A 20,734-nucleotide genomic window follows, 5' to 3' on the forward strand; every position below is an offset into this window, starting at 1 on the left:
CATGCCTCCCGTCTTCGCACACGGCCGCCTCCGTCTCTACCTGCTGAAGCTCCTGGACGAGGCGCCCCGCCACGGGTACGAGGTGATCCGCCTGCTGGAGGAGCGCTTCCAGGGCCTCTACGCCCCCTCCGCCGGCACGGTCTACCCGCGCCTGGCCAAGCTGGAGGCCGAGGGCCTGGTCACCCACAGCACCGAGGGCGGCCGCAAGGTCTACTCGATCACCGACGCCGGCCGTCAGGAACTGGCGGACCGCAGCGCCGAGCTGGCCGACCTGGAGGTCGAGATCCTCGAGTCGGTCGCGGAGCTGGCCTCCGAGATCCGTACCGAGGTGCGCACCGCCGCCGGGGACCTGCGCCGCGAGATGCGCGCCGCCGCCGGCCGGACCGGTCAGGGCGCCAACGGCAGGAGCGCAGGAGGCAAGACCGCCGACGGCGACAAGAGCCGCGCGTTCGGCCCCCTGGGCGAGGGCCCGTTCGGCGACAAGGACGCCTGGCAGGCGGCCAAGGAGGAGATGCGCCGCGCCCGCCACGAGTGGAAGGAGCAGGCCCGCCGGGCCAAGGACGAGAGCCGCCGGGCCCGGGAGGAGGCCGAGCGGGCCCGCCGCCAGGCCGCCGAGGCCCAGCAGCAGGTGGAGCGGATCGCCCGCCGGGTGCAGGAGCAGGTCCAGGACCACTTCGCCCGCGGCGACTGGCCCACCGGCCTCCGCGAGGGACTCTCCGAGCTCACCAAGGAGTTCGGCCAGTTCTCCGCCTTCCGCACGTTCGGCCCCTTCGGCAAGCCCGCCGACCGGACCGACACGGCGGAGGAGAGCACGCCCGCGAACGGCAAGGAAGGCCGGGAAGGCCGGGAAGGCCGGGAAGACCGGGCGACGGACACACAGCCCGCCCCCGGGAAGACGGACCACTCGGACACCCCGTGGAGCCGGGTCGGCGCGGGTGACCCGGTCTTCACTCCGGTGGCCGAAGGCCTGGAGGTCGGCTACCGGCCGGAGTGGGCCCACGACGCCGGCACGGGCGAGCCGCTCCGCGACCTGGAGCGCCTGCTGGACCGCTTCCGCGACGACGTCCGGGACGCCGCCCGCGACCACGGGGTCACCCCGGACCAGCTCGCGGAGGCCCGCGACCACCTGGCCACCGCGGCGGCCCGCATCGCCTCCATACTCGCCTCCCCGCGAGCCTGAGCGAGCCCGGCGCGAGCCCGGCCCGGCGCGCGACCGGGGTGGCTCCCGCCTCACCCCTCAGGTGGGAGCCACCCGGCCACCGTGGCCGTCGCCCGGTCTTCAGCTCGCGGCGGCCTCTCCCCCGCCCCACAGCACGCGCTCCAGGGCTTCGGGGGTCACCGTGTGCTCCGCGAGGACGCCGGAGGCGATGCCCGGGCGCGTCGCGAGAGCCAGCAGCAGGTGCTCGTCGCCGATGCGCCGCTCCCGGTGGGCCAGGGCGGCCCGCAGGGAGTCCTCCAGGACGCCCTTGGCGCCTCGGGTGAAGGGCCGGTGACCGAAGCGGCCCCGGGCGCCCCTGCGGCGGCCGGCGAGCGCTCCGGCGCCGTGGGTGGCCTCCACGCGGGAGACGATCTCGTCGAGGTCGATGCCGAGCCCCGACAGGGCCTCGGCGTCGGCTCCGGTGAGTCCGCCCCGCCGACGGGCGGCGGCCAGCGACTCGGCGACGGCCTCCCGCTTCCCGGCGAGGCCCAGCGCCGCCAGGGCGAAGGAGCCCCGACTGCCGGTGCGGTCGAGGACGGCGAGCAGCAGGTGCCCCTCGTCCACCCGTTCCGCCCCGGCCCGCTCCGCGTGCTCGACGGCGCCGGTGACCACGTCCCGCGCTGCCTTCGTGAACCGCTCGAACATCACTGCCTCCCGTACTTCTTGTGCACGGCCTGCCTGCTCACGCCGAGCTCGGCGGCGATCTCCTGCCACGACCAGCCCTGGTTGCGCGCGTTGCGCACCTGGACGGCCTCCAGTTGCTCCAGCAGCTTCCGCAGCGCGGTGACCGCACGCAGTCCCACGCGGGGATCGCGGTCCCCGGCCCGCTCGGCGAGGTCCGTTGCTTCCGTCATGCCGTCAACTATGGTTGACACCACCAGCGGATGTCAACCACGGTTGACGCGCAAGGGTGCGGCGGCGGGGTGGCACCGGACCGCCCAGCCTGCCCGGCCTGCCCGGCCTGCCCGGCCTGCCCGGCGCACGAAAAACCTCCGGCACCCGCCCGTTGCGGACAGGTGCCGGAGGTCTGCGGACGCTCGCGCGTCAGGAGTGGCTGAGGACGATCTTCCCGAAGAGGTCTCCGGAGGCCATCCGCTCGAAGCCCTCACGGGCCCGGTCCAGCGGCAGCGTCCCGTCGATGACGGGCCGTACGCCGGTGGCGGCGCAGAAGGAGAGCAGGTCCTCCAGCTCGTCCTTGGTGCCCATGGTGGAGCCGACGACCTTCAGCTCCAGGAAGAAGATCCGGGTCAGCTCCGCCTTGGACGGCGCGTCACCGCTGGTGGCGCCCGAGATGACCAGGGTGCCGCCGGGCCGCAGCGACTTCACCGAGTGGGACCAGGTGGCCGCGCCGACGGTCTCGATGACGGCGTCGACCCGCTGCGGCAGCCGGGCGCCGCTTTCCACGGCCTCCACCGCGCCGAGCTCCAGGGCCCGCTTGCGCTTGGCCTCGTCCCGGCTGGTGGCGAACACCCGGAGCCCGGCGGCCTTGCCGAGGACGATCGCGGCGGTGGCCACGCCGCCGCCGGCCCCCTGGACGAGCACCGAGTCGCCGGGGCGGACGCCCGCGTTGGTGAAGAGCATGCGGTAGGCGGTGAGCCAGGCGGTGGGGAGGCAGGCGGCCTCCTCGAAGGAGAGCTCCTTCGGCTTGGGCAGCACGTTCCAGGTGGGCACGGAGACCTGCTCGGCGAAGGTGCCCTGGTACCGCTCGGTGAGGATGGAGCGGGGCTCGCGGGGGCCGACCCCGTGGCCGGTCTGCCCGATGACGGAGTGCAGGACGACCTCGTTGCCGTCCTCGTCGACGCCCGCGGCGTCGCAGCCGAGGATCATCGGCAGCTTGTCCTCCGCGAGGCCGACGCCCTTGAGGGACCACAGGTCGTGGTGGTTGAGCGAGGCGGCCTTCACGTTGACGGTGGTCCAGCCGGGGCGCGCCTCGGGCGCCGGGCGCTCCCCCAACTCGAGTCCGTTCAGCGGCTGATCACGATCGATACGTGCGGCATAGGCAGCGAACATGACCTTGACCCTAGGTCGCCGAGGGGCCCCGGGGAACCGTCCGGCGCTGTGACGTGGCCGTCACGTCGCGCGTGAGGCGTCCCACGGCCCCCGGCGGGCACGCCGCGGCCCCCGGCGCCATGCAGGTCGCCGGGGGCCGCGGACAGGCCCGGACAGGCCCGAGCAGGCGCCGGGGACGCGCGTCAGGAGACGCGGGCGTCAGATGCGCGCCACGCCCTCCGCCCGCGCGGCCGCCGCCACGGCCGCGGTGACCGCCGGGGCGACCCGCTCGTCGAACGGCGAGGGGATCACGTAGTCGGGCGCGAGGTCGTCGCCGACCACGGCCGCCAGCGCCTCGGCGGCGGCCAGCTTCATGCCCTCGGTGATCCGCGAGGCCCGCACCTGGAGCGCCCCGGCGAAGATGCCGGGGAAGGCCAGCACGTTGTTGATCTGGTTCGGGAAGTCGGACCGCCCCGTCGCCACCACGGCCGCGTGCCGGTGCGCGATCTCGGGGTGGACCTCAGGGTCCGGGTTGGCCATCGCGAAGACGAAGGCGTTGTCGGCCATGGACGCCACGGCCGACTCCGGAACGGTGCCGCCCGAGACGCCGATGAAGACGTCGGCGCCCGCCAGCGCCTCCTCCAGCGAGCCGCTGATCTGCGACTTGTTGGTCATCGCCGCGATGGCCGCCTTGACCGGGGTGAGGTCGGACCGGTCGCTGGAGACGACGCCCTTGCGGTCGGCGACCGCCACGTCGCCGATCCCGGCCTCCAGCAGCATCTTCGCGATGGCGATGCCCGCCGCGCCCGCGCCGGAGATCACCGCGCGCAGCTGGCCGAGGGTCCGGCCGGTGAGCCGGGCCGCGTTGCGCAGGGCGGCCAGGGTGACGATGGCCGTGCCGTGCTGGTCGTCGTGGAAGACCGGGATGTCGAGGCGCTCGCGGAGCCGGTCCTCGATCTCGAAGCAGCGGGGCGCCGAGATGTCCTCGAGGTTGATGCCGCCGAAGGACGGCGCGAGCCGGGCGACGGTCTCGACGATCTCGTCGACGCCGGTGCAGTCCAGCGCGATCGGGACCGCGTCCACGCCGCCGAACTGCTTGAACAGGATGGCCTTGCCCTCCATCACGGGGAGGGATGCCTCCGGGCCGATGTCGCCGAGGCCCAGGACGGCGGTGCCGTCGGTCACCACGGCGACGACGGAGGACTTCCAGGTGTAGTCGTTGACCAGCTCGGGCTGCTCGGCGATGGCGCTGCACACCCGGGCCACGCCCGGGGTGTAGGCGAGGGACAGGTCGTCCTTGTCCCGCACCGGCACGGTGGCCTGCACGGCCATCTTGCCGCCGCGGTGCAGGGCGAACGCCGGGTCGATGGAGTCCAGGCCGTCCGGGCCGTCGGTGGTCTGGTAGCTGGGAGGATTGACGATCTCCGCTGACACGTGTCGTACCCCTTAAGGCTTTTTGGTTGAGGGTGACCGCTCCGGGTGAGGAGCGGGCGGGCACCGCACACGGCCATGGAGGGATGCCATGACCGGCCGTGCGCGACGGGCGCGCCGCACACGCGCCCTGAGCCCCCGATGTGGGGTGTAAAGAACTTTCTTACCGGACGACGATCGCCAGGACGAGTCCATACCGGGAAGCTCACACGCCAGTGACATGACTCATGCCCGGAAAGGTGGACAAGTCGACGCACTCCGGTCCCGGCCACCCGGACCCACCCGTACCCGCTGTCCACAATCCGAGACGGGCCACAGAATTTTCGGCCCGTATCGGAAATGACCGGAGAAGTGCCGCCGCACCGGGAGGGGTTCTTGGGGTTTACGGGGTGTCCGTTATGCGATTTTGACCTGGACGATCACTCGAACGGGTGAGTCCGAATGGCAAGATGCGGGCATTGCCCACGCGCGACACCCAAGGCCGTGTGCCGCTGCGGCAGTCCTCGCAGTCTGCTCCACCCATCCGCCGGAGGATCCCACCATGACCGCACGCTCCACCCGTCGTCCGTCCGTCGCGCCGCGCAGGCCCGTTGCGATCGGCGCGATCGCGGTCGCCGGCGCCCTGCTGCTCACCGGCTGCGGCGACCAGACCAACGAGGCCGAGGCCAAGGAGTCCAAGGGCGCCGGCACCTCGGCGGCGGCCGCGCCGCTCGCCGACCTGCTGCCCGAGGACGTCAAGTCCAAGGGCGTCGTGAAGGTCGGTTCGGACATCGCCTACGCGCCGGTCGAGTTCAAGGACGAGTCCGGCAAGACCGTCGGCATCGACCCCGACATCGCCGACGCCCTGGGCAAGCAGCTCGGCGTGAAGTTCGAGTTCGAGAACGGCACCTTCGACACCCTGCTCACCGGTCTGCGCTCCGGCCGCTACGACATCGCGATGTCCGCGATGACGGACACCAAGGACCGCCAGGAGGGCGTGGACTCCGACACCGGCAAGAAGGTCGGCGAGGGCGTCGACTTCGTCGACTACTTCACCGCCGGTGTGTCGATCTACACCAAGAAGGGCGACGACAAGGGCATCAAGACCTGGTCCGACCTGTGCGGCAAGAAGCTCGTCGTCCAGCGCGGCACCGTCTCCGAGGACCTCGCCAAGGCCGAGTCGAAGAAGTGCGACAAGGGCGAGAAGATCACCATCGAGGCCTTCGACAACGACCAGCAGGCCCAGACCCGTCTGCGCGCCGGCGGCGCCGACGCGGGCTCGTCCGACTTCCCGGTCGCCGCCTACGCGGTGAAGACCTCCGGCGGCGGCAACGACTTCCAGCTGGTGGGCGAGCAGGTCGACGCCGCTCCGTACGGCATCGCCGTCGCCAAGGACGACACCAAGCTGCGCGACGCCCTCAAGGCCGCCCTCGACGCGATCGTCGAGAACGGCGAGTACCAGAAGATCCTGGAGAAGTGGGGTGCCTCCGAGGGTGCTGTCACGGAGGCCGTGATCAACGGCGGCAAGTGACCGCTCCACCGGCCACAGGCCACCCGAAAGGCAAGTCGCGTGACTGTTGACATCGACAAGACGGCAGGTCCGGCCGGCGTTCCCCCGGCCGGCCCGGAGGCCATCAGGGCCGTCCCGGTCCGACACTACGGACGGTACGTCTCCGCCGTCGTGGCGATCGGGCTCCTCGGCTCGATCGTGTACGCCTTCTCCCAGGGCAGGATCAACTGGGGGGCCATCCCGGAGTACTTCTTCGACGAGCGGGTGCTCGAGGGCGTCGGCAAGACCCTTCTGCTGACCGTGCTCTCGATGCTCATCGGCATCGTCGGTGGTGTGCTGCTCGCCGTGATGCGGCTGTCGAAGAACCCGGTGACCAGGGCGGTGTCCTGGTTCTACATCTGGTTCTTCCGCGGAACCCCGGTCCTCGTGCAGCTGGTGGTGTGGTTCAACCTCGGCCTGGTCTTCGAGTACATCGTCCTCGGACCGATGTACAAGGACGAGTGGTCGGACTTCATGACCCCGCTCCTGACCGTGCTGCTCGGCCTGGGCCTCAACGAGGCCGCCTACATGGCCGAGATCTGCCGGGCCGGTCTGCTCTCGGTGGACGAGGGCCAGACCGAGGCCGCGCACGCGCTGGGCATGAGCCACGGCAAAACCCTCCGCCGGATCGTGATCCCGCAGGCGATGCGGGTGATCGTGCCGCCCACCGGCAACGAGGTCATCAACATGCTGAAGACCACGTCGCTGGTCTCGGTGGTGCAGTACGCGGAGCTGTGGCGCATCACGCAGGACATCGGACAGATATCCGGCGCCCCGGTCGAGATGTACTTCCTCGCCGCGGCCTGGTACCTGGTGATGACCTCGATCCTGAGCGTCGGCCAGTACTACATCGAACGGCACTACGCGCAGGGCTCCATCCGCCAGCTTCCGCCGACCCCGTGGCAGATGTTCAGGCGCACGGTCCTCTCCGTGTCGAGCCGGAAGGGAGCGGCCGCATGACCGGCAGGAGCACGACGGGGGCCTCCGAGCACCCCATGGTCAAGGCCGAGGGCGTCCACAAGTCGTACGGCCACGTCGAGGTCCTCAAGGGCATCGACCTGGAGGTCAGGAAGGGCGAGGTCTTCTGCCTGATCGGCCCCTCCGGATCCGGCAAGTCGACCTTCCTGCGGTGCATCAACCACCTCGAGAAGATCAACGCCGGCCGGCTGTACGTCGACGGCGAGCTCGTCGGCTACCGCCAGAAGGGCGACAAGCTCTACGAGCTGAAGGACAGCGAGGTCGCCCTCCAGCGCCGGGACATCGGCATGGTCTTCCAGCGCTTCAACCTCTTCCCGCACATGACCGCGGCGGAGAACGTGATGGAGGCGCCGATCCAGGTCAAGGGCGTCAGCAAGGCGGCCGCCAAGGAGCGGGCGCACCACCTGCTGGAGCGCGTGGGCCTCGGCGACAAGGCCGGGAACTACCCCTCGCAGCTCTCCGGCGGCCAGCAGCAGCGGGTGGCGATCGCCCGCGCGCTGGCCATGGACCCCAAGCTGATGCTCTTCGACGAGCCGACCTCCGCGCTCGACCCGGAGCTGGTCGGCGACGTCCTGGACGTCATGCGGGACCTGGCCGAGTCCGGCATGACGATGGTGGTCGTCACCCACGAGATGGGCTTCGCCCGCGAGGTGGGCGACAACCTGGTCTTCATGGACGGCGGCGTGGTCGTGGAGTCCGGCGACCCGCGCCAGGTGCTGACCGACCCGCAGCACGAGCGGACGCAGTCCTTCCTCTCGAAGGTGCTGTGACCGCGCGGACACGGTGACCCCGCCCGGCACGTGGGGCGGGGCGGGACCGAGGGGCGGCACGGGAACTTCCCGTGCCGCCCCTTCGTCTTCACCCCTCGCCGGGTAATACCTTGTAGGCATGCCCGGCGGTTACCGTCCGACCGTCACGCGACTCAGCGACCTCATAGCCCTGCGTTAGGACTGCACGTGGAACTGGCCTACTACTCGGACTACGCCGTCCGCCTGGTCAACAGCGAGGAGCCGGCCCGGGGGAAGGACGAGCTGACGTCCGTGGACGCCGTCCGGGACCTGTTCGGCGGCAGCCGTTCCGCGGCCCGGCGGGCGACCGACGCCGACGTGACCCGGCTGCGGTCGGTGCGCGGACGGCTCCGGGCGGTCTTCGAGGCGGCGGACGCCGGGGACGAGACGCTGGCGGTCGACCTGCTGAACTCGCTGCTGCTGGAGTTCCCGGTCAGCCCGCAGATCTCCGGCCACGACCACCGCGACGAGGACGGCCGCCCGCTGTGGCACCTGCACCTGGCCGACCACCCGTCCAACGCGACGGCCGGCTACGCGGCGATCGCCGCCATGGGCCTGGCCTTCCACCTCACCGAGTACGGGGTGAACCGGCTGGGCCTGTGCGAGGCCGCCCCCTGCCGCAACGCCTACCTGGACACCTCCACCAACCGCTCCCGCCGCTACTGCTCCGACCGGTGCGCCACCCGGGCCAACGTGGCCGCCTACCGGGCCCGCAAGCGGCTGGAGGCCGACCGGTCGGCGAGCACCGGCCGGACCGCCGAGAACGCCCAGCCGAGCAGCGCGGGCAGCGAACGCTGACCCGGGCGGCGCGGGCGCATCCGCAGCAGCACCCGGGCCAGCACCAGCTCCGCCGGGACCACCCCGTAGTCGGTGCTGTCGCCGCCCGCGAAGGCGTTGTCGCCCAGCACCCACCAGCCGCCGTCCCGGCGCTGCGCCGCGCGCTTGACCACCAGCAGGTCCTGCTGGAACGGGTGGCGCAGCACGACCACGTCGCCGGGCCGCACCCGCGCCCCGTAGCGCACCACCAGACGGTCCCCGTGGTGCAGCGTGGGCACCATCGAGGGCCCGGTGACCTCGGCGAGCCCGAAGGGCAGCAGGGCCCGTTCCGGCCCGCTCCCCTGCCCGCCCTCATGCGGCGACGGCTCCGTCATGCCCGCACCTCCTCGCTCGGCTCCTCCAAGAGTCCCAGTCCCACCCCGTACTTTTGCCGTACGCCCCTGGGGGCACCCGCGATTTCCCGGGGCCTACGGAGTAATGTCCCACCTGAGAAGACGATCACGAGGAAGGATTGCTTCATGCTTTCCCGCCTGTTTGCCCGCAGCGTCAAGGTCAGCGCCCACTGCGACCTGCCCTGCGGTGTGTACGACCCGGCCCAGGCCCGCATCGAGGCCGAGTCGGTGAAGGCCACGCAGGAGAAGATGCAGGCCAACGACGACCCGCACTTCCAGACGCGCGCCACCATCATCAAGGAGCAGCGCGCCGAGCTGGCCAAGCACCACGTCTCGGTCCTGTGGAGCGACTACTTCAAGGCGCCTCACTTCGAGAAGTACCCGCAGCTCCACCAGCTGGTCAACGACGCCCTGAAGGCCCTGTCGGCCGCCAAGGCGTCGAAGGACCCGGCGACCGGCCAGAAGGCGCTGGACCTGATCGCGGAGATCGACAAGATCTTCTGGGAGACCAAGAAGGCCTGACCTTCGCGCTCGCCCGACGCGAGGAAGGGGCCCGGCTCGTCGCGAGCCGGGCCCCTTCCCGTCGCCCTCCCGGGCGGGACCAAGGCCGCGGGCTACAGGCCCTGCCAGGAGGGCTTGTGGGCCCAGGTGTGGCGGAAGTAGTCGGCCAGCTTCAGCCCGGAGGCGGCGGCCTCGTCCACGACCACCGTGGCGTGCGGGTGGAGCTGGAGCGCGGAGGCCGGGCAGACGGCCGCCAGCGGGCCCTCCACGGCCGCCGCGACCGCCTCCGCCTTGCCCGCGCCGGTGGCCAGCAGCACCAGGTGCCGCGCGTCCAGGATGGTGCCGATGCCCTGGGTGATCACGTGCTGCGGCACCTGTTCGACGTCGCCGTCGAAGAACCGGGCGTTGTCGGCGCGGGTCTGCTCGGTGAGCGTCTTGATCCGGGTCCGGGACGCCAGCGAGCTGCAGGGCTCGTTGAAGCCGATGTGCCCGTCCGTGCCGATGCCGAGGAGCTGGAGGTCCACGCCGCCGGCCGCGGCCAGCGCCCGCTCGTAGTCCGCGCAGGCGGCCGTGACGTCCGCCGCCGTGCCGTCCGGGCCGAGGAAGGCGTCCTCCGCGATGCCCAGCGGCTCCAGCACCTCGCGCCGCACCACCGAGCGGTACGACTCGGGGTGTCCGGCCGGCAGTCCCACGTACTCGTCGAGCTGCGCTATCCGCGCCCGCGAGACGTCCGCCCCGCCGGAGCGCACCAGCGCGGCGAGCGCCTGGTACACCGGCAGCGGGGTGGAGCCGGTGGCCACGCCGATGACCGCGTCCGGCTTGCGGCGGAGCAGCGACGCCATGGTGCCGGCGATCAGCTCGCCGCCCGCCCGGGCGTCGGGAACGATGATGACTTCCACGCTGGGGCCACCGTCCTGTGGTGTAGACCTATGGTGTAGACCAATCTAGCAAGAACGGCCGTCCCGCGGAACCGTCCGGGCCCGCGCGCGGGAGCGCTCTCCGGTCGCACGGCGGACCGGTCCCGCAAACGGCCCGGGCGGGCTAGGCTGCTCAGTGCGGGAGCCCACGCCTCCACCCATGGACACGGCCGAACGGCCGGTCCACAATTGCGGGTGCCGAGGCAGGGACGCACAGACGCCGCCCTCCCCGCACAGGAGGGCGGACCGAGGAACCGGGCCTCTCTGCCCTGACTGCGCCCGGTCCTCACCGGTCGGTTCCGGGCCGCACACCCGTGACCGATTGCTGCTCCGGGCTGCGGTGCCGGGAGGGTTGAGGGTCCCTTCCTGCGCCGCGGCCCGTGGGTGCGGCGGCCGCCGGCCGCACGGGTACGCTCGCAGTCGTGCCCTCCATGAACGAACTGGTACGCCAGCACACCGACCTCGACGCGTCCGACCTCGAGTGGCTCCACCTGCTGGTCTCGGAGTGGCAGCTGCTCTCCGACCTGTCCTTCGCCGACCTGGTCCTGTGGCTGCCGACCCGGGACGGCGCGAAGTACGTCTCGGTCGCCCAGATGCGCCCCAACACGGGTCCGACCTCGTACCAGAACGACATGGTCGGCCACCTCGTGCCCCGTGGCCGCCGTCCGCTGCTGGACGCGGCGGTGGACGAGGGACGGATCGTGCGCGAGGGCGACCCGGAGTGGCGCGAGGAGGTGCCGGTCCGGGTGGAGTCCATCCCGGTCCGCCGCGAGGGCAGGGTGCTGGGCGTGATCGCCCGGAACACCAACCTGCTCACCGTGCGCACGCCGAGCCGGCTGGAGCTCACCTACCTGCAGTCCGCGTCCGACCTGGCGCAGATGATCGCCGCGGGCTCGTTCCCGTTCCCGGACCAGCAGGTCGACATGGACGCCGCGCCGCGGGTCGGCGACGGCCTGATCCGCCTGGACGCCGACGGCATCGTCACCTACGCCTCCCCCAACGCCCTGTCCGCGTACCACCGGATGGGCCTGGCCGCCGACCTGGTGGGCTGCCACCTCGGCCGGACCACGGCCGAACTGGCCCCGTCCCGGGGCCCGGTGGACGAGGCGCTGGCGAAGGTGGCGAGCGGCTGGGCGCCGCGCGAGTTCGAGATCGAGGCCAGCGACGGCGTCATCCAGTTCCGGGCCATTCCGCTCAAGCCCAAGGGAACCCGCATCGGTTCCCTGGTGCTGCTCCGGGACGTCACCGAACTGCGGCGGCGCGAGCGCGAGTTGATCACCAAGGACGCCACCATCCGGGAGATCCACCACCGGGTGAAGAACAACCTCCAGACGGTCGCCGCGCTGCTGCGGCTCCAGGCCCGGCGGATGGACTCCGACCAGGGCCGCGAGGCGCTCCAGGAGGCCGTGCGGCGGGTCGGCTCGATCGCCATCGTCCACGAGACGCTCTCCCAGACCCTCGACGAGCGCGTGGAGTTCGACGAGATCGCCGACCGGGTGCTCGCCATGGTCGCGGAGATCTCCCCGGGCACCGTCACCGGCCGGCGCAGCGGGCGCTTCGGGATCCTGGACGCCGAGGTGGCCACCCCGCTGTCCATGGTCCTCACCGAGGTGCTGCAGAACGCCCTGGAGCACGGCTTCCGCCCGGGCGACACCGGCACCGTGGAGGTCTCCGCGGTGCGCGGCGGAACCCCCCGCGAGGAGCGGCTGCTGGTGACCGTCCTCGACGACGGCGTGGGCCTGCCCGCGGACTTCGACCCGCACAGCTCCGGCAACCTCGGTCTGCAGATCGTGCGGACCCTGGTGGAGGGCGAACTCGGCGGCACCTTCGACATGGTCCGCGTCGCCCCGGAGGGCGGCACCCGGGTGCTGCTCGACATCCCCGTGAGGTCGCACAAGTGACGGGCGGGTGACGCCCCTTCGGGCCCGCCGCCCCCGGACAACGCCCTGGGCCCCGGACCGTGAAGGTCCGGGGCCCAGGGTCAGAACCGGGTTACTGCGCGCTGCGGCTCGGGGGCGGGAGTTGCGCACACGCTGTGCGCGCCGCCAAGCTCAGGCTGTTCGCGGGGCGGGTTGTCAGGCGGAGGCCTGACGGGCCCGGTTGCGGGCGGCGCGGCGCTTCATGGCGCGGCGCTCGTCCTCGCTGAGACCACCCCAGACGCCGGAGTCCTGACCGGACTCGAGCGCCCACTGCAGACACTGCTCGATCACCGGGCAGCGGCGGCAGACGGCCTTGGCTTCCTCGATCTGCAGCAGCGCAGGACCGGTGTTGCCGATGGGGAAGAAGAGCTCGGGGTCTTCTTCGCGGCAAACGGCGTGGTGACGCCAGTCCATGGCTGCTACCTCTCCTGTGTATACGTGCAGGTGCTTGTGAATGTGAACGCTTTCACGAAACCCCCAACAAGTGAAGGGCCGTGTTCCGGTTTCCCGGAGGTGGCCATCCTTGGCTCGGAGAGGGATTCGGGGCTCTGGTGGGACGCCGTCTGAAGGGCTGTCCCGAGCGCCACGTAGAGACTCGCAAACCTCAGCGGCGGATACAACCCCTTCCGGAAAGTTTTTTTTGATTCTTCGGTGTCTGCTAGGTCACAGCCGTACTTCCATGGGGTGGATCCTGCTCAATACGTTCGAGTGAAAGGTTTAAGGCAGGTTCCACTCACACAATCACACGCAGTGCACGGCGTACGCCTGTGAACTTCACGCCCGTCCGCAGCCCCAGGTGGTCACCGTCCACCTGGAACGGCAAGGGGACCTTGGAAACCAAGGTGAACGCACCGAGATCGTGCAGCGACTTCGCGTGCTTCCCGCGCGGTCCCCGGTCCGGCGTGGAGGCCACGAGCTGGGTGCCGTAGCGCATCGCCGAGGCCGTGGACATGCTGGTCAGGCCCAGGACGTCCAGCCCCTTGTCGAACGAGGCGCCGGGCGAGGGGTACAGCGGCTTGTTGCCGAGGTACGACCACGGAGCCGTGTTCGAAACCAGGGACACCACCAGTCCCTCCACCGGTTCCTCGCCGTCCCGCCGGAGGGAGATCGTCCCCCGCGTGCGATGCGGGTCGCCCAGGAACTGGCGGAGCACCTGGCGTACGTACAGGGGGTGCGTCGACCTCCTGCCGCGCTCCCGCTGCTGCTCCACCCGCCCGACGACCCCGGCGTCGAAGCCGAGACCGGCGCAGAAGGTGAACCAGCGAACCGGAGCGCCGTCGTCCCCGGTACCCGGGGCCGGCTCGGCCAAACCGAGTCCGACGGTCCGTTCCCGTCCTTCGCGCAGGGCGTCGAGGAGGGCGCCGGTGGCCTCGACCGCGTTGTTGGGCAGGCCGAGGGCACGGGCGAAGACGTTGGTGGAGCCGCCGGGGACCACCGCGAGCCCGGGCAGGCGCTTTGGATCGGGTCCGTCGTGCAGCAGTCCGTTGACGACCTCGTTGACGGTGCCGTCGCCGCCGAGGGCGACCACCAGGTCGGTCTCCTCGTCCCGCGCGGCGGCGCGGGCCAGGTCGTGCGCGTGCCCCCGGTACTCGGTGGTCACGGCCTCCAGCTTCACCTCGCTGGCCAGTGCGTGGATCAGGACGTCACGCGTCCGGGCGCTGGTGGTGGTTGCCGTCGGGTTGACCACGAGGAGTGCGCGCATGGTGTGCAGGTTACCTACTGATCGGTACCCGGCCCATACGAAAGGGCGGAGCGGCGGAACGGGCCGTGCGGGCGGACGACTACCCTGGCCGACGTGAGCGCTCAGCAGAAACCCACCGCCTCGTCCCCCGACGCACCGCGGGCCCCCGAGGAGCCCCGGACCCCGCGGCCCGGGCGGCTCACCGCCGCAGCGGTGATCGCCGGGCTGGAGGGGGTGGCCCTGCTCGTGGGCGGCGCCCTGATGATCGTCACCGGCGTGGGCGAGGGCGACGTCCGGTCCGCGGTGACCGGAGGCGCCACGCTGCTGGCGCTGGCACTGCTGCCGCTGGTCGCGGCGCGCGGGCTGCTGGCCCGCCGGAGCTGGAGCCGCGGGCCCGCGGTGATCACCCAGCTGCTGGCGCTGCCGGTGGCCTACAGCCTGCTGCAGGCCTCCAGCGTGGCCATCTGGGCCGGCATCCTGCTGGGCGTCGCCGCCGTGGTCGGCCTGGTGCTGCTGGTCCACCCGGCGACGGCCGAGGCGCTCGGCGTGCGCGGCCCCGGCCGGGAGTAGGGAAGCCGGCGCCCGGCGGGGCGGTGGCGCTCCGGACCGACGGGGCGGTGGCGGTGGCGCTCCGGACCGGCGATCCAGGCCTGCGCTCCGGACAGGCGATCCAGGCCTGCGATCCGGGCCGGCACCCGGCGACGCCTCCGGCCGGTCACTCCTCGACGAGCAGCTTCTCCCGCAGCTGGGCCAGGGTGCGGGCCAGCAGCCGGGAGACGTGCATCTGCGAGATGCCCACCTCCTGCGCGATCTGCGACTGCGTCATGTTCCCGAAGAACCGCAGGAGCAGGATGCGCTTCTCCCGCGGGGGCAGGTCCTCCAGCAGCGGCTTCAGCGACTCGCGGTACTCGACGCCCTCCAGCGCCTCGTCCTCGGCGCCCAGCGTGTCGGCGACGGCCGGCGACTCGTCGTCGGTGTCGGGCACGTCCAGGGAGAGCGTCGAGTAGGCGTTGGCAGACTCCAGCCCTTCCAGGACCTCCTCCTCGGAGATCCCCAGCCGCTCGGCGAGTTCGTGCACGGTCGGCGAGCGGCCGTGCGTCTGGGAGAGCTCCGCGGTGGCCGTGGTCAGCGACAGCCGCAGCTCCTGCAGGCGCCGCGGCACCCGTACCGCCCAGCCCTTGTCGCGGAAGTGCCGCTTGATCTCGCCCACCACGGTGGGCGTGGCGTAGGTGGAGAACTCCACGCCGCGGTCCGGGTCGAACCGGTCCACGGACTTGATCAGGCCGATGGTGGCGACCTGGGTGAGGTCGTCCAGCGGTTCCCCGCGGTTGCGGAAGCGGCGTGCCAGGTGCTCGACCAGCGGCAGGTGCATGCGGACCAGGCGGTCCCGCAGCTGGCCGTACTCCGGCGTGCCCGGCTCCAGCGACCGCAGCCGCACGAACAGCGCCCGCGCCTCGCTGCGGTCCTGCGCCGCCCGTTCCTCACGGGTCAGCCGGTGACCCTGCTCGTAGGACCGCTCGTAGGACCGTTCGCCGAGTCGCTCCCCGAGCCGCTCGCCGGGCTGCTCGCGGGGCGGCTCGGCGGGCTGCCCGTGGTGGTCCGGCTCCGTGTCGTGTCCGCCCGCCGTCTCCACGGCGGCGGCCACGGGCAGGCCGGCGTCGTCGGCCGTGTCGTGCCCGCGCTCGGCGAAGGGCCCGGCCTCCGCGCCCTGTCCGGCGTCCCGGTCGTGCTCGCTCATCGCCCTGTCCGTAGCCCTTCCCCGAGCCCCCCGATGACCGGCGTCCCCCGTCGTGCGGGGCCTGCCGGTACCGCGGCCCGGCTCCGTCGCCTCGTCCGGATGCGGGCGGGCCTGGCCGGGAATGCCCTCGCCGCCGTCCGCCCGTCCGGCCGCCCCCGCCGCGGCCCCGAGGGCGCCGCGTTCGTCGTCCCGCACCGGCCCCTCCCCGTTCCTCACGTCGGCCCGGGCCCCGCGCCGCGCTGTTTGTAGAGGCTGATCGACACGGTGCGGTCCTCGTCCACCGCGGACGACACCTTGCCCGCGAGGGCCGACAGGACCGTCCACGCGAAGGTGTCGCGGGACGGCGCGTTGCCGTCCGTGGTCGGGGCCGAGACCGTGACCTCGAGAGAGTCGTCGACCAGCCGGAAGACGCAGCTGAGGACCGAGCCCGGCACGGCCTGCTGGAGCAGGATCGCGCAGGCCTCGTCCACCGCGATGCGCAGGTCCTCGATCTCGTCGAGGGTGAAGTCCAAACGGGCGGCGAGACCGGCCGTGGCCGTCCGCAGCACCGACAGGTAGGCACCCGCGGCCGGCAGCCGGACTTCCACGAAGTCCTGGGTCGCGGGCTCGCCTGCGATCTGGGACACCCTCACCTCCAAGGTGGTACAAGCGTTTTCAGGTCCCCGGGGGTCGCCCCTCCGAGGTAACGCGATACATGGTTCAGCGGTGACGCTACCGCGCGCGGGACGTTCCTGTCCCCGTGACCCCTTCGCCGTGAACTCACTCCCAGTGAACACTTCTTCACGGAGCGTGTACAGGGGGTGCGTAGCCGCACGTCGTCACTCTGTGCCGGGTTGACGTACCCATCCGTCACACGCGTCAACCGCGTACCGGGGACGGGGTGGCGGACCGGTGGAGACGTCCGGAGGAACCGTACGCAGGGAGCGCCGGAGCCCCGCGCGGCGGGTGCCGGGCGGGGTGGCGCGGGACGCCGCGCGGGGGTTCTGATCAGCGGCGTCCGCGACGGTGGTGGTGGGCGGTCCGGTCCTGCGGCACCGCGGCGGCGGGGGCCGTCAGGTGCTCGTCGCCGGGGGTCAGGCCCTGGGCGGGGCAGCCGCGGGTCTCGCAGCGTCCGGGGCGCCACACGGGCACGAAGGCGCCCATCATCTTGTGGCGCCGGACCACGAGGGGCACCGGCCGCCCGCAGGAGGGACAGACATGTCGGTCACTGTCCATACGGCCAGGGTAGATCCCGGGCCGGGGCCCCGCACCCGCCGCCGTTCTCCGCCGCCGGGCGCGGGGCGCGGACGTGCGCTCCGCACCCGGGGGTGGGCCGTCCGCTCCGTCCGCTCCGTCCGCTCCGGTCAGCAGGAGCGGCGGGTGACGTACTCGGCCAGCGTGAGCAGGCCTCCCGCCGCCTCGGGGTCGGGGACGGCGCGGGACAGCTCGTGCATCGCCCGCGCCATCCGGTCGGCGGCCTGCGCGTGCGCCCAGTCCCGACCGCCGGCCTCCTCCACCGCCCGCAGCATGGCCTCGACGTCCTCCCCCGGCCGGTGCTCGGCGGCGTACAGTTCCGCGAGCCGGGCGCCCGCGGGGGTGCCGGAGGCCAGGGCGGCGGCCACCGGGAGGGACTTCTTGCGGGCGGCGAGGTCGGCCCCGGCCGGTTTCCCGGTGCGTTCCGGGTCCCCCCACAGGCCGATCAGGTCGTCGATCAGCTGGAAGGCCAGGCCGGCCTGGCGGCCGAAGGCGTCCAGCGCCCGCACCCGTTCCTCGTCCGCTCCGGCGTACAGGCCGCCGATGGCGCAGGAGGCGCCGAGCAGCACGCCCGTCTTGGCCTCCGCCATGGCCAGCACCTCCTCGACGGTGACCTCCCCCGGGGCGCGCCGCTCGAGTGCGGTGTCGGCCTGCTGGCCCGCGCAGAGGTCGATCACGCAGGCGGCCAGCCGGGCCGCGGCGGCCGGGGCGGCGGGGTGCGGGTCCTCGGCCAGCAGCCGGGTGGCCAGGGCCTGCAGGGCGTCCCCGGCGAGGATCGCCGCGCTCTCCCCGAACACCGTCCACGCCGTGGCGCGGTGGCGGCGGGTGGTGTCGCGGTCCATGACGTCGTCGTGGAGCAGGGTGAAGTTGTGGGTGAGCTCCACCGCGACCGCGGCGGGGAGCAGGGCCCCGGCCGCCTCGCCGGCCACGCCCTCGCCGCCCGGCCCGCCGCCGCGGATCGCCGCGGCGGCGGTGAGGACCAGGGCGGGTCTGATCGCCTTGCCGGTCGGGGCGGTCGCCGGGGCGCCGTGGGCGTCCTCGCGGCCGAAGTGGTAGCGGGCGATCCGGCGGATCTGGCCGGGCAGCCGGTCGACCGCCCGGAACAGCGCCGGTTCCACCACCTCCTTGACCTCGCGGAGGAGGGCCACGGCCTCGGGTTCGTCCGGTCGGTCCCGCCCTCTGCCCTCCGGACCCGTCGCCCCTCCGCCCCTTCCGTCCCGCGTGCTGCCGGTGTCCTGCGCCGCCTGTGTCGTCATCACGTGGCTCATGGCCCCCCTCGGGGAACTCCCTTCACTCCACTCGCGGATCTCCCCCGCACTGTCCCCACCCTGCCGGGCGGGGACACCGCCCGGCGCGGGTCAGCTCACCTCCATCGCCCGATCTCCACGTTCTCCAGCACGCCGAGCGCGTCGGGGACGAGCACCGCCGCCGAGTAGTACGTGGTCACCAGGTAGTTGATGACCGCCTGCTCGTTGATACCCATGAAGCGCACCGACAGCCCCGGCTCGATCTCGTCCGGGATCCCGATCTGGTGCAGGCCGACGACGCCCTGGTCCTCCTCGCCGGTACGCATGGCGATGATGGAGGTGGTGCGGGCCTCGGTCACCGGGATCTTGTTGCACGGGTAGATGGGCACGCCCCGCCAGGTCGGCACCCGCTGGCCGCCGACGTCGACCGACTCGGGGACCAGGCCGCGCTTGTTGAGCTCGCGGCCGAAGGCGGCGATGGCGCGGGGGTGGGCGAGGAACAGCTTGGTGCCGCGGCGCCGGCTGAGCAGTTCGTCCATGTCGTCCGGGCCGGGGACGCCGTCGTGCGGCTGGATCCGCTGGTCGTACTCGCAGTTGTGCAGGAGCCCGAACTCCCGGTTGTTGACCAGTTCGTGTTCCTGGCGCTCCTTGAGCGCCTCCACGGTCAGCCGGAGCTGGTGCTCGGTCTGGTTCATCGGCTGGTTGTAGAGGTCGGCGACCCGGCTGTGGATGCTGAGGACCGTCTGCGCGACGCTGAGCTCGTACTCGCGGGGCCGCGCCTCGTAGTCGACGAAGGTGCGCGGGAGGTCGACCTCGCCGGTGTGGCCGGCGGCGAGGTCGATGGCGCGCTCGCCGTACCGGTTGGTGCGCTGGGCCGGGACGGTGCGCTGCCGCCGCAGGTGCTCGCGCAGCGGCTCGGAGTTCTCGGCGAGCTGCTCGAGGTCGCGGCGGGGCAGCGTGAGGACCGTGCAGCCGGTGACGGCGCGGAGGGTGAACTCCCAGATGGCCTCGGGGTCGAGGATGGACTGGTCGCCGAAGTAGGAGCCGTCGGCGAGCACGCCGAGCACGGCGTCGTCGTCGTAGGGGCCGGAGCCGACCTTCTCGACCTTGCCGTGGGCGAGCAGGTGGACCTCGTCGACCTGGCTGCCGAAGGAGGCGATGATCTGGCCGGGCGCGAACTCCCGCTGCCGGCACCGCCGGGCCAGTTCGCCCAGCACCTCTAGGTCCTCGAAGTCGCGCAGTGCGGGCAGTTCACCGAGCTCCGCCGGGATCACCTCGACCCGGTCACCCGTCTTCACGAAGGTGATCCGGCCGTCCCCCACGGCGTAGGTGAGCCTGCGGTTCACCCGGTAGGTGCCGCCCTGCACGTTCACCCAGGGCAGGGTGCGCAGCAGCCAGCGGGAGCTGATCTCCTGCATCTGCGGAGCGGTCTTGGTGGTGGTGGCCAGGTTCCGCGCGGCCGCCGTGCCGAGGCTCTGCTGCGGCCGGTCCTGCTCGGTGCGGACCTCTTCGCCTACCGACATAAAGAATTGCCCTCCCTGTCGTGCCCCGCGCCGCCGTGCGGCGCGTCGGGCCCTGCTGACGCCGTCCACTCTCGGCGACGGAGCGTGCCCGCGCCATTACCCGAAAGAGCGGGACTGATCGCGCGTTCGACGGGGCAGGGTTGGACCTTCGGGTCCGGATGCGCCCCGAACACGCCCGCACGCTCCCGGAACACCCGTGCCGGTGGATTCCGCGCGGCCTGCCGACGGTAGGAACCCTGCGTGAACACGCGGTCACCGTGAGCGAAGGAGGGCGGTCGTGGCGAAGCCCATGTCGGCGAGGACGTTCCTGAAGATCCTGGAGGACGAGGGTCTGGACGTCGAGGAGGTCGGCGACTGGAAGGAGCACAACCGGAACGGCGCCGGGGCCTGGGGCCCGGTCCACGGGGTGATGATCCACCACACGGCCACCGAGGGGTCGCGGCAGACGGTGGAGATCTGCCGGGAGGGCCGCCCCGACCTCCCCGGGCCGCTGTGCCACGGGGTGATCACCAAGGACGGCCGGGTCCACCTGGTCGGCTTCGGGCGCGCGAACCACGCGGGGCTCGGCGACGACGAGGTGCTGCGGGCGGTGATCGCCGAGCGGTCCCTGCCGACGGAGAACGAGGCCCGCGCCGACGGCAACCGGTACTTCTACGGCTTCGAGTGCGAGAACCGGGGCGACGGCGAGGACCCGTGGCCGGACGAGCAGTTCGAGGCCGTCGCCCGCGCCGCGGCGGCGATCTGCCGGCACCACGGGTGGTCGGCGCGGTCGGTGATCGGGCACCTGGAGTGGCAGCCCGGCAAGACCGACCCGCGGGGTTTCACCATGCGGAAGCTGCGGGAGCGGGTCGCCGAGCGCCTCAAGTGACGGCGGCCGCGGGCCGGGGGCGACAA

Annotated in this window: 22 protein-coding genes; 9 read left to right on the forward strand and 13 right to left on the reverse strand. The window is 72.4% G+C overall.

The window, feature by feature from the left end:
- Nucleotide 1: 1 nt before the first annotated feature.
- Nucleotides 2-1,180: a PadR family transcriptional regulator gene (locus ABZ836_RS11420; protein ID WP_361141405.1), complete on the forward strand. Its 1,179-nt coding sequence runs from the start codon at nt 2-4 to the stop codon at nt 1,178-1,180.
- A 99-nt stretch (nt 1,181-1,279) separates the two neighbouring features.
- Here the strand turns inward: ABZ836_RS11420 and ABZ836_RS11425 are convergent, their stop codons facing one another.
- From ABZ836_RS11425 to ABZ836_RS11440, 4 genes are all read right to left on the reverse strand, one after another.
- Nucleotides 1,280-1,843: a Clp protease N-terminal domain-containing protein gene (locus ABZ836_RS11425; protein WP_361141407.1), complete on the reverse strand. Its 564-nt coding sequence runs from the start codon at nt 1,841-1,843 to the stop codon at nt 1,280-1,282.
- On the reverse strand, nt 1,843-2,052 hold the full coding sequence (locus ABZ836_RS11430; protein ID WP_108954990.1) for an HTH domain-containing protein: 210 nt from the start codon (nt 2,050-2,052) through the stop codon (nt 1,843-1,845). The genes ABZ836_RS11425 and ABZ836_RS11430 overlap by 1 nt, the downstream gene beginning before the upstream one ends.
- A 190-nt stretch (nt 2,053-2,242) precedes the next feature.
- Nucleotides 2,243-3,208, reverse strand: coding sequence for a zinc-binding dehydrogenase (locus ABZ836_RS11435; RefSeq protein ID WP_361141409.1), 966 nt, complete (start codon nt 3,206-3,208; stop codon nt 2,243-2,245).
- A gap of 198 nt (nt 3,209-3,406) precedes the next feature.
- Complete coding sequence (locus tag ABZ836_RS11440; protein WP_356130504.1) at nt 3,407-4,621, reverse strand: NADP-dependent malic enzyme; 1,215 nt, start codon at nt 4,619-4,621, stop codon at nt 3,407-3,409.
- A 538-nt stretch (nt 4,622-5,159) separates the two neighbouring features.
- On the opposite strand from ABZ836_RS11440, the gene ABZ836_RS11445 reads away from it, so the two are divergent.
- The 4 genes from ABZ836_RS11445 to ABZ836_RS11460 all read left to right on the forward strand — a co-directional run bounded on the left by ABZ836_RS11445 (nt 5,160) and on the right by ABZ836_RS11460 (nt 8,710).
- Nucleotides 5,160-6,128, forward strand: coding sequence for an ABC transporter substrate-binding protein (locus ABZ836_RS11445; RefSeq protein WP_361141411.1), 969 nt, complete (start codon nt 5,160-5,162; stop codon nt 6,126-6,128).
- Nucleotides 6,129-6,167: 39 nt separating this feature from the next.
- Entirely contained in the window at nt 6,168-7,106 is a 939-nt protein-coding gene (locus tag ABZ836_RS11450; protein ID WP_356130500.1) for an amino acid ABC transporter permease, read from the forward strand.
- Between the two features lie 35 nt (nt 7,107-7,141).
- A complete protein-coding gene (locus tag ABZ836_RS11455; protein WP_356130716.1) occupies nt 7,142-7,894 on the forward strand; it encodes an amino acid ABC transporter ATP-binding protein in 753 nt (250 codons plus the stop codon).
- Between the two features lie 186 nt (nt 7,895-8,080).
- Nucleotides 8,081-8,710 (forward strand): CGNR zinc finger domain-containing protein, encoded by a 630-nt coding sequence (locus ABZ836_RS11460; protein ID WP_356130498.1) that lies wholly within the window; start codon nt 8,081-8,083, stop codon nt 8,708-8,710.
- Here ABZ836_RS11460 and sodX read toward each other — a convergent pair.
- Nucleotides 8,614-9,063 carry a nickel-type superoxide dismutase maturation protease gene (gene sodX, locus ABZ836_RS11465; RefSeq protein WP_361141413.1) on the reverse strand — a complete coding sequence of 150 codons (450 nt, stop codon included), beginning with the start codon at nt 9,061-9,063 and terminating at the stop codon, nt 8,614-8,616. The two genes, ABZ836_RS11460 and sodX, sit on opposite strands and share 97 nt — an antisense overlap.
- A 144-nt stretch (nt 9,064-9,207) precedes the next feature.
- On the opposite strand from sodX, the gene sodN reads away from it, so the two are divergent.
- Entirely contained in the window at nt 9,208-9,603 is a 396-nt protein-coding gene (gene sodN, locus ABZ836_RS11470; RefSeq protein WP_151771321.1) for a superoxide dismutase, Ni, read from the forward strand.
- 92 nt (nt 9,604-9,695) lie between these two features.
- Here sodN and nagB read toward each other — a convergent pair whose 3' ends face one another.
- Nucleotides 9,696-10,481, reverse strand: a complete 786-nt coding sequence (nagB, locus tag ABZ836_RS11475; protein ID WP_361141415.1) for a glucosamine-6-phosphate deaminase — start codon at nt 10,479-10,481, stop codon at nt 9,696-9,698.
- A gap of 440 nt (nt 10,482-10,921) precedes the next feature.
- Between nagB and ABZ836_RS11480 the strand changes: the two genes are divergently transcribed.
- Nucleotides 10,922-12,400 carry a PAS domain-containing sensor histidine kinase gene (locus ABZ836_RS11480; RefSeq protein ID WP_356130492.1) on the forward strand — a complete coding sequence of 493 codons (1,479 nt, stop codon included), beginning with the start codon at nt 10,922-10,924 and terminating at the stop codon, nt 12,398-12,400.
- Nucleotides 12,401-12,574: 174 nt separating this feature from the next.
- Here the strand turns inward: ABZ836_RS11480 and ABZ836_RS11485 are convergent, their stop codons facing one another.
- Both ABZ836_RS11485 and ABZ836_RS11490 read right to left on the reverse strand, forming a co-directional pair.
- Complete coding sequence (locus tag ABZ836_RS11485; RefSeq protein WP_108954435.1) at nt 12,575-12,832, reverse strand: WhiB family transcriptional regulator; 258 nt, start codon at nt 12,830-12,832, stop codon at nt 12,575-12,577.
- Between the two features lie 319 nt (nt 12,833-13,151).
- Nucleotides 13,152-14,120 carry a diacylglycerol kinase family protein gene (locus tag ABZ836_RS11490; RefSeq protein WP_356130490.1) on the reverse strand — a complete coding sequence of 323 codons (969 nt, stop codon included), beginning with the start codon at nt 14,118-14,120 and terminating at the stop codon, nt 13,152-13,154.
- Nucleotides 14,121-14,213: 93 nt separating this feature from the next.
- On the opposite strand from ABZ836_RS11490, the gene ABZ836_RS11495 reads away from it, so the two are divergent.
- Complete coding sequence (locus tag ABZ836_RS11495) at nt 14,214-14,669, forward strand: hypothetical protein (RefSeq protein WP_356130488.1); 456 nt, start codon at nt 14,214-14,216, stop codon at nt 14,667-14,669.
- A 145-nt stretch (nt 14,670-14,814) separates the two neighbouring features.
- Here ABZ836_RS11495 and ABZ836_RS11500 read toward each other — a convergent pair whose 3' ends face one another.
- From ABZ836_RS11500 to ABZ836_RS11520, 5 genes are all read right to left on the reverse strand, one after another.
- Complete coding sequence (locus tag ABZ836_RS11500; protein WP_361141418.1) at nt 14,815-16,053, reverse strand: RNA polymerase sigma factor SigF; 1,239 nt, start codon at nt 16,051-16,053, stop codon at nt 14,815-14,817.
- Nucleotides 16,050-16,463: an anti-sigma regulatory factor gene (locus ABZ836_RS11505; protein ID WP_151771326.1), complete on the reverse strand. Its 414-nt coding sequence runs from the start codon at nt 16,461-16,463 to the stop codon at nt 16,050-16,052. The genes ABZ836_RS11500 and ABZ836_RS11505 overlap by 4 nt, the downstream gene beginning before the upstream one ends.
- A gap of 361 nt (nt 16,464-16,824) precedes the next feature.
- On the reverse strand, nt 16,825-17,052 hold the full coding sequence (locus ABZ836_RS11510) for a hypothetical protein (protein WP_356130484.1): 228 nt from the start codon (nt 17,050-17,052) through the stop codon (nt 16,825-16,827).
- A gap of 128 nt (nt 17,053-17,180) precedes the next feature.
- Entirely contained in the window at nt 17,181-18,338 is a 1,158-nt protein-coding gene (locus tag ABZ836_RS11515; protein WP_356130482.1) for a family 2 encapsulin nanocompartment cargo protein polyprenyl transferase, read from the reverse strand.
- Between the two features lie 95 nt (nt 18,339-18,433).
- Complete coding sequence (locus ABZ836_RS11520; protein ID WP_356130481.1) at nt 18,434-19,840, reverse strand: family 2B encapsulin nanocompartment shell protein; 1,407 nt, start codon at nt 19,838-19,840, stop codon at nt 18,434-18,436.
- A gap of 277 nt (nt 19,841-20,117) precedes the next feature.
- On the opposite strand from ABZ836_RS11520, the gene ABZ836_RS11525 reads away from it, so the two are divergent.
- On the forward strand, nt 20,118-20,708 hold the full coding sequence (locus tag ABZ836_RS11525) for a peptidoglycan recognition family protein (RefSeq protein WP_361141421.1): 591 nt from the start codon (nt 20,118-20,120) through the stop codon (nt 20,706-20,708).
- Nucleotides 20,709-20,734: the final 26 nt, after the last annotated feature.

This window comes from Streptomyces sp. NPDC047130 (assembly GCF_040643475.1).
Classification (GTDB): domain Bacteria; phylum Actinomycetota; class Actinomycetes; order Streptomycetales; family Streptomycetaceae; genus Streptomyces.

Bases quoted from the DNA above. Each gene is read 5' to 3' on its own strand.
- ABZ836_RS11420 (WP_361141405.1), top strand. From the start codon at position 2: ATGCCTCCCGTCTTCGCACACGGCCGCCTCCGTCTCTACCTGCTGAAG.
- ABZ836_RS11425 (WP_361141407.1), bottom strand. From the start codon at position 1,843: ATGTTCGAGCGGTTCACGAAGGCAGCGCGGGACGTGGTCACCGGCGCC.
- ABZ836_RS11430 (WP_108954990.1), bottom strand. From the start codon at position 2,052: ATGACGGAAGCAACGGACCTCGCCGAGCGGGCCGGGGACCGCGATCCC.
- ABZ836_RS11435 (WP_361141409.1), bottom strand. From the start codon at position 3,208: ATGTTCGCTGCCTATGCCGCACGTATCGATCGTGATCAGCCGCTGAAC.
- ABZ836_RS11445 (WP_361141411.1), top strand. From the start codon at position 5,160: ATGACCGCACGCTCCACCCGTCGTCCGTCCGTCGCGCCGCGCAGGCCC.
- ABZ836_RS11455 (WP_356130716.1), top strand. From the start codon at position 7,142: ATGGTCAAGGCCGAGGGCGTCCACAAGTCGTACGGCCACGTCGAGGTC.
- sodX (WP_361141413.1), bottom strand. From the start codon at position 9,063: ATGACGGAGCCGTCGCCGCATGAGGGCGGGCAGGGGAGCGGGCCGGAA.
- sodN (WP_151771321.1), top strand. From the start codon at position 9,208: ATGCTTTCCCGCCTGTTTGCCCGCAGCGTCAAGGTCAGCGCCCACTGC.
- ABZ836_RS11485 (WP_108954435.1), bottom strand. From the start codon at position 12,832: ATGGACTGGCGTCACCACGCCGTTTGCCGCGAAGAAGACCCCGAGCTC.
- ABZ836_RS11490 (WP_356130490.1), bottom strand. From the start codon at position 14,120: ATGCGCGCACTCCTCGTGGTCAACCCGACGGCAACCACCACCAGCGCC.
- ABZ836_RS11510 (WP_356130484.1), bottom strand. From the start codon at position 17,052: ATGGACAGTGACCGACATGTCTGTCCCTCCTGCGGGCGGCCGGTGCCC.
- ABZ836_RS11515 (WP_356130482.1), bottom strand. From the start codon at position 18,338: ATGAGCCACGTGATGACGACACAGGCGGCGCAGGACACCGGCAGCACG.
- ABZ836_RS11520 (WP_356130481.1), bottom strand. From the start codon at position 19,840: ATGTCGGTAGGCGAAGAGGTCCGCACCGAGCAGGACCGGCCGCAGCAG.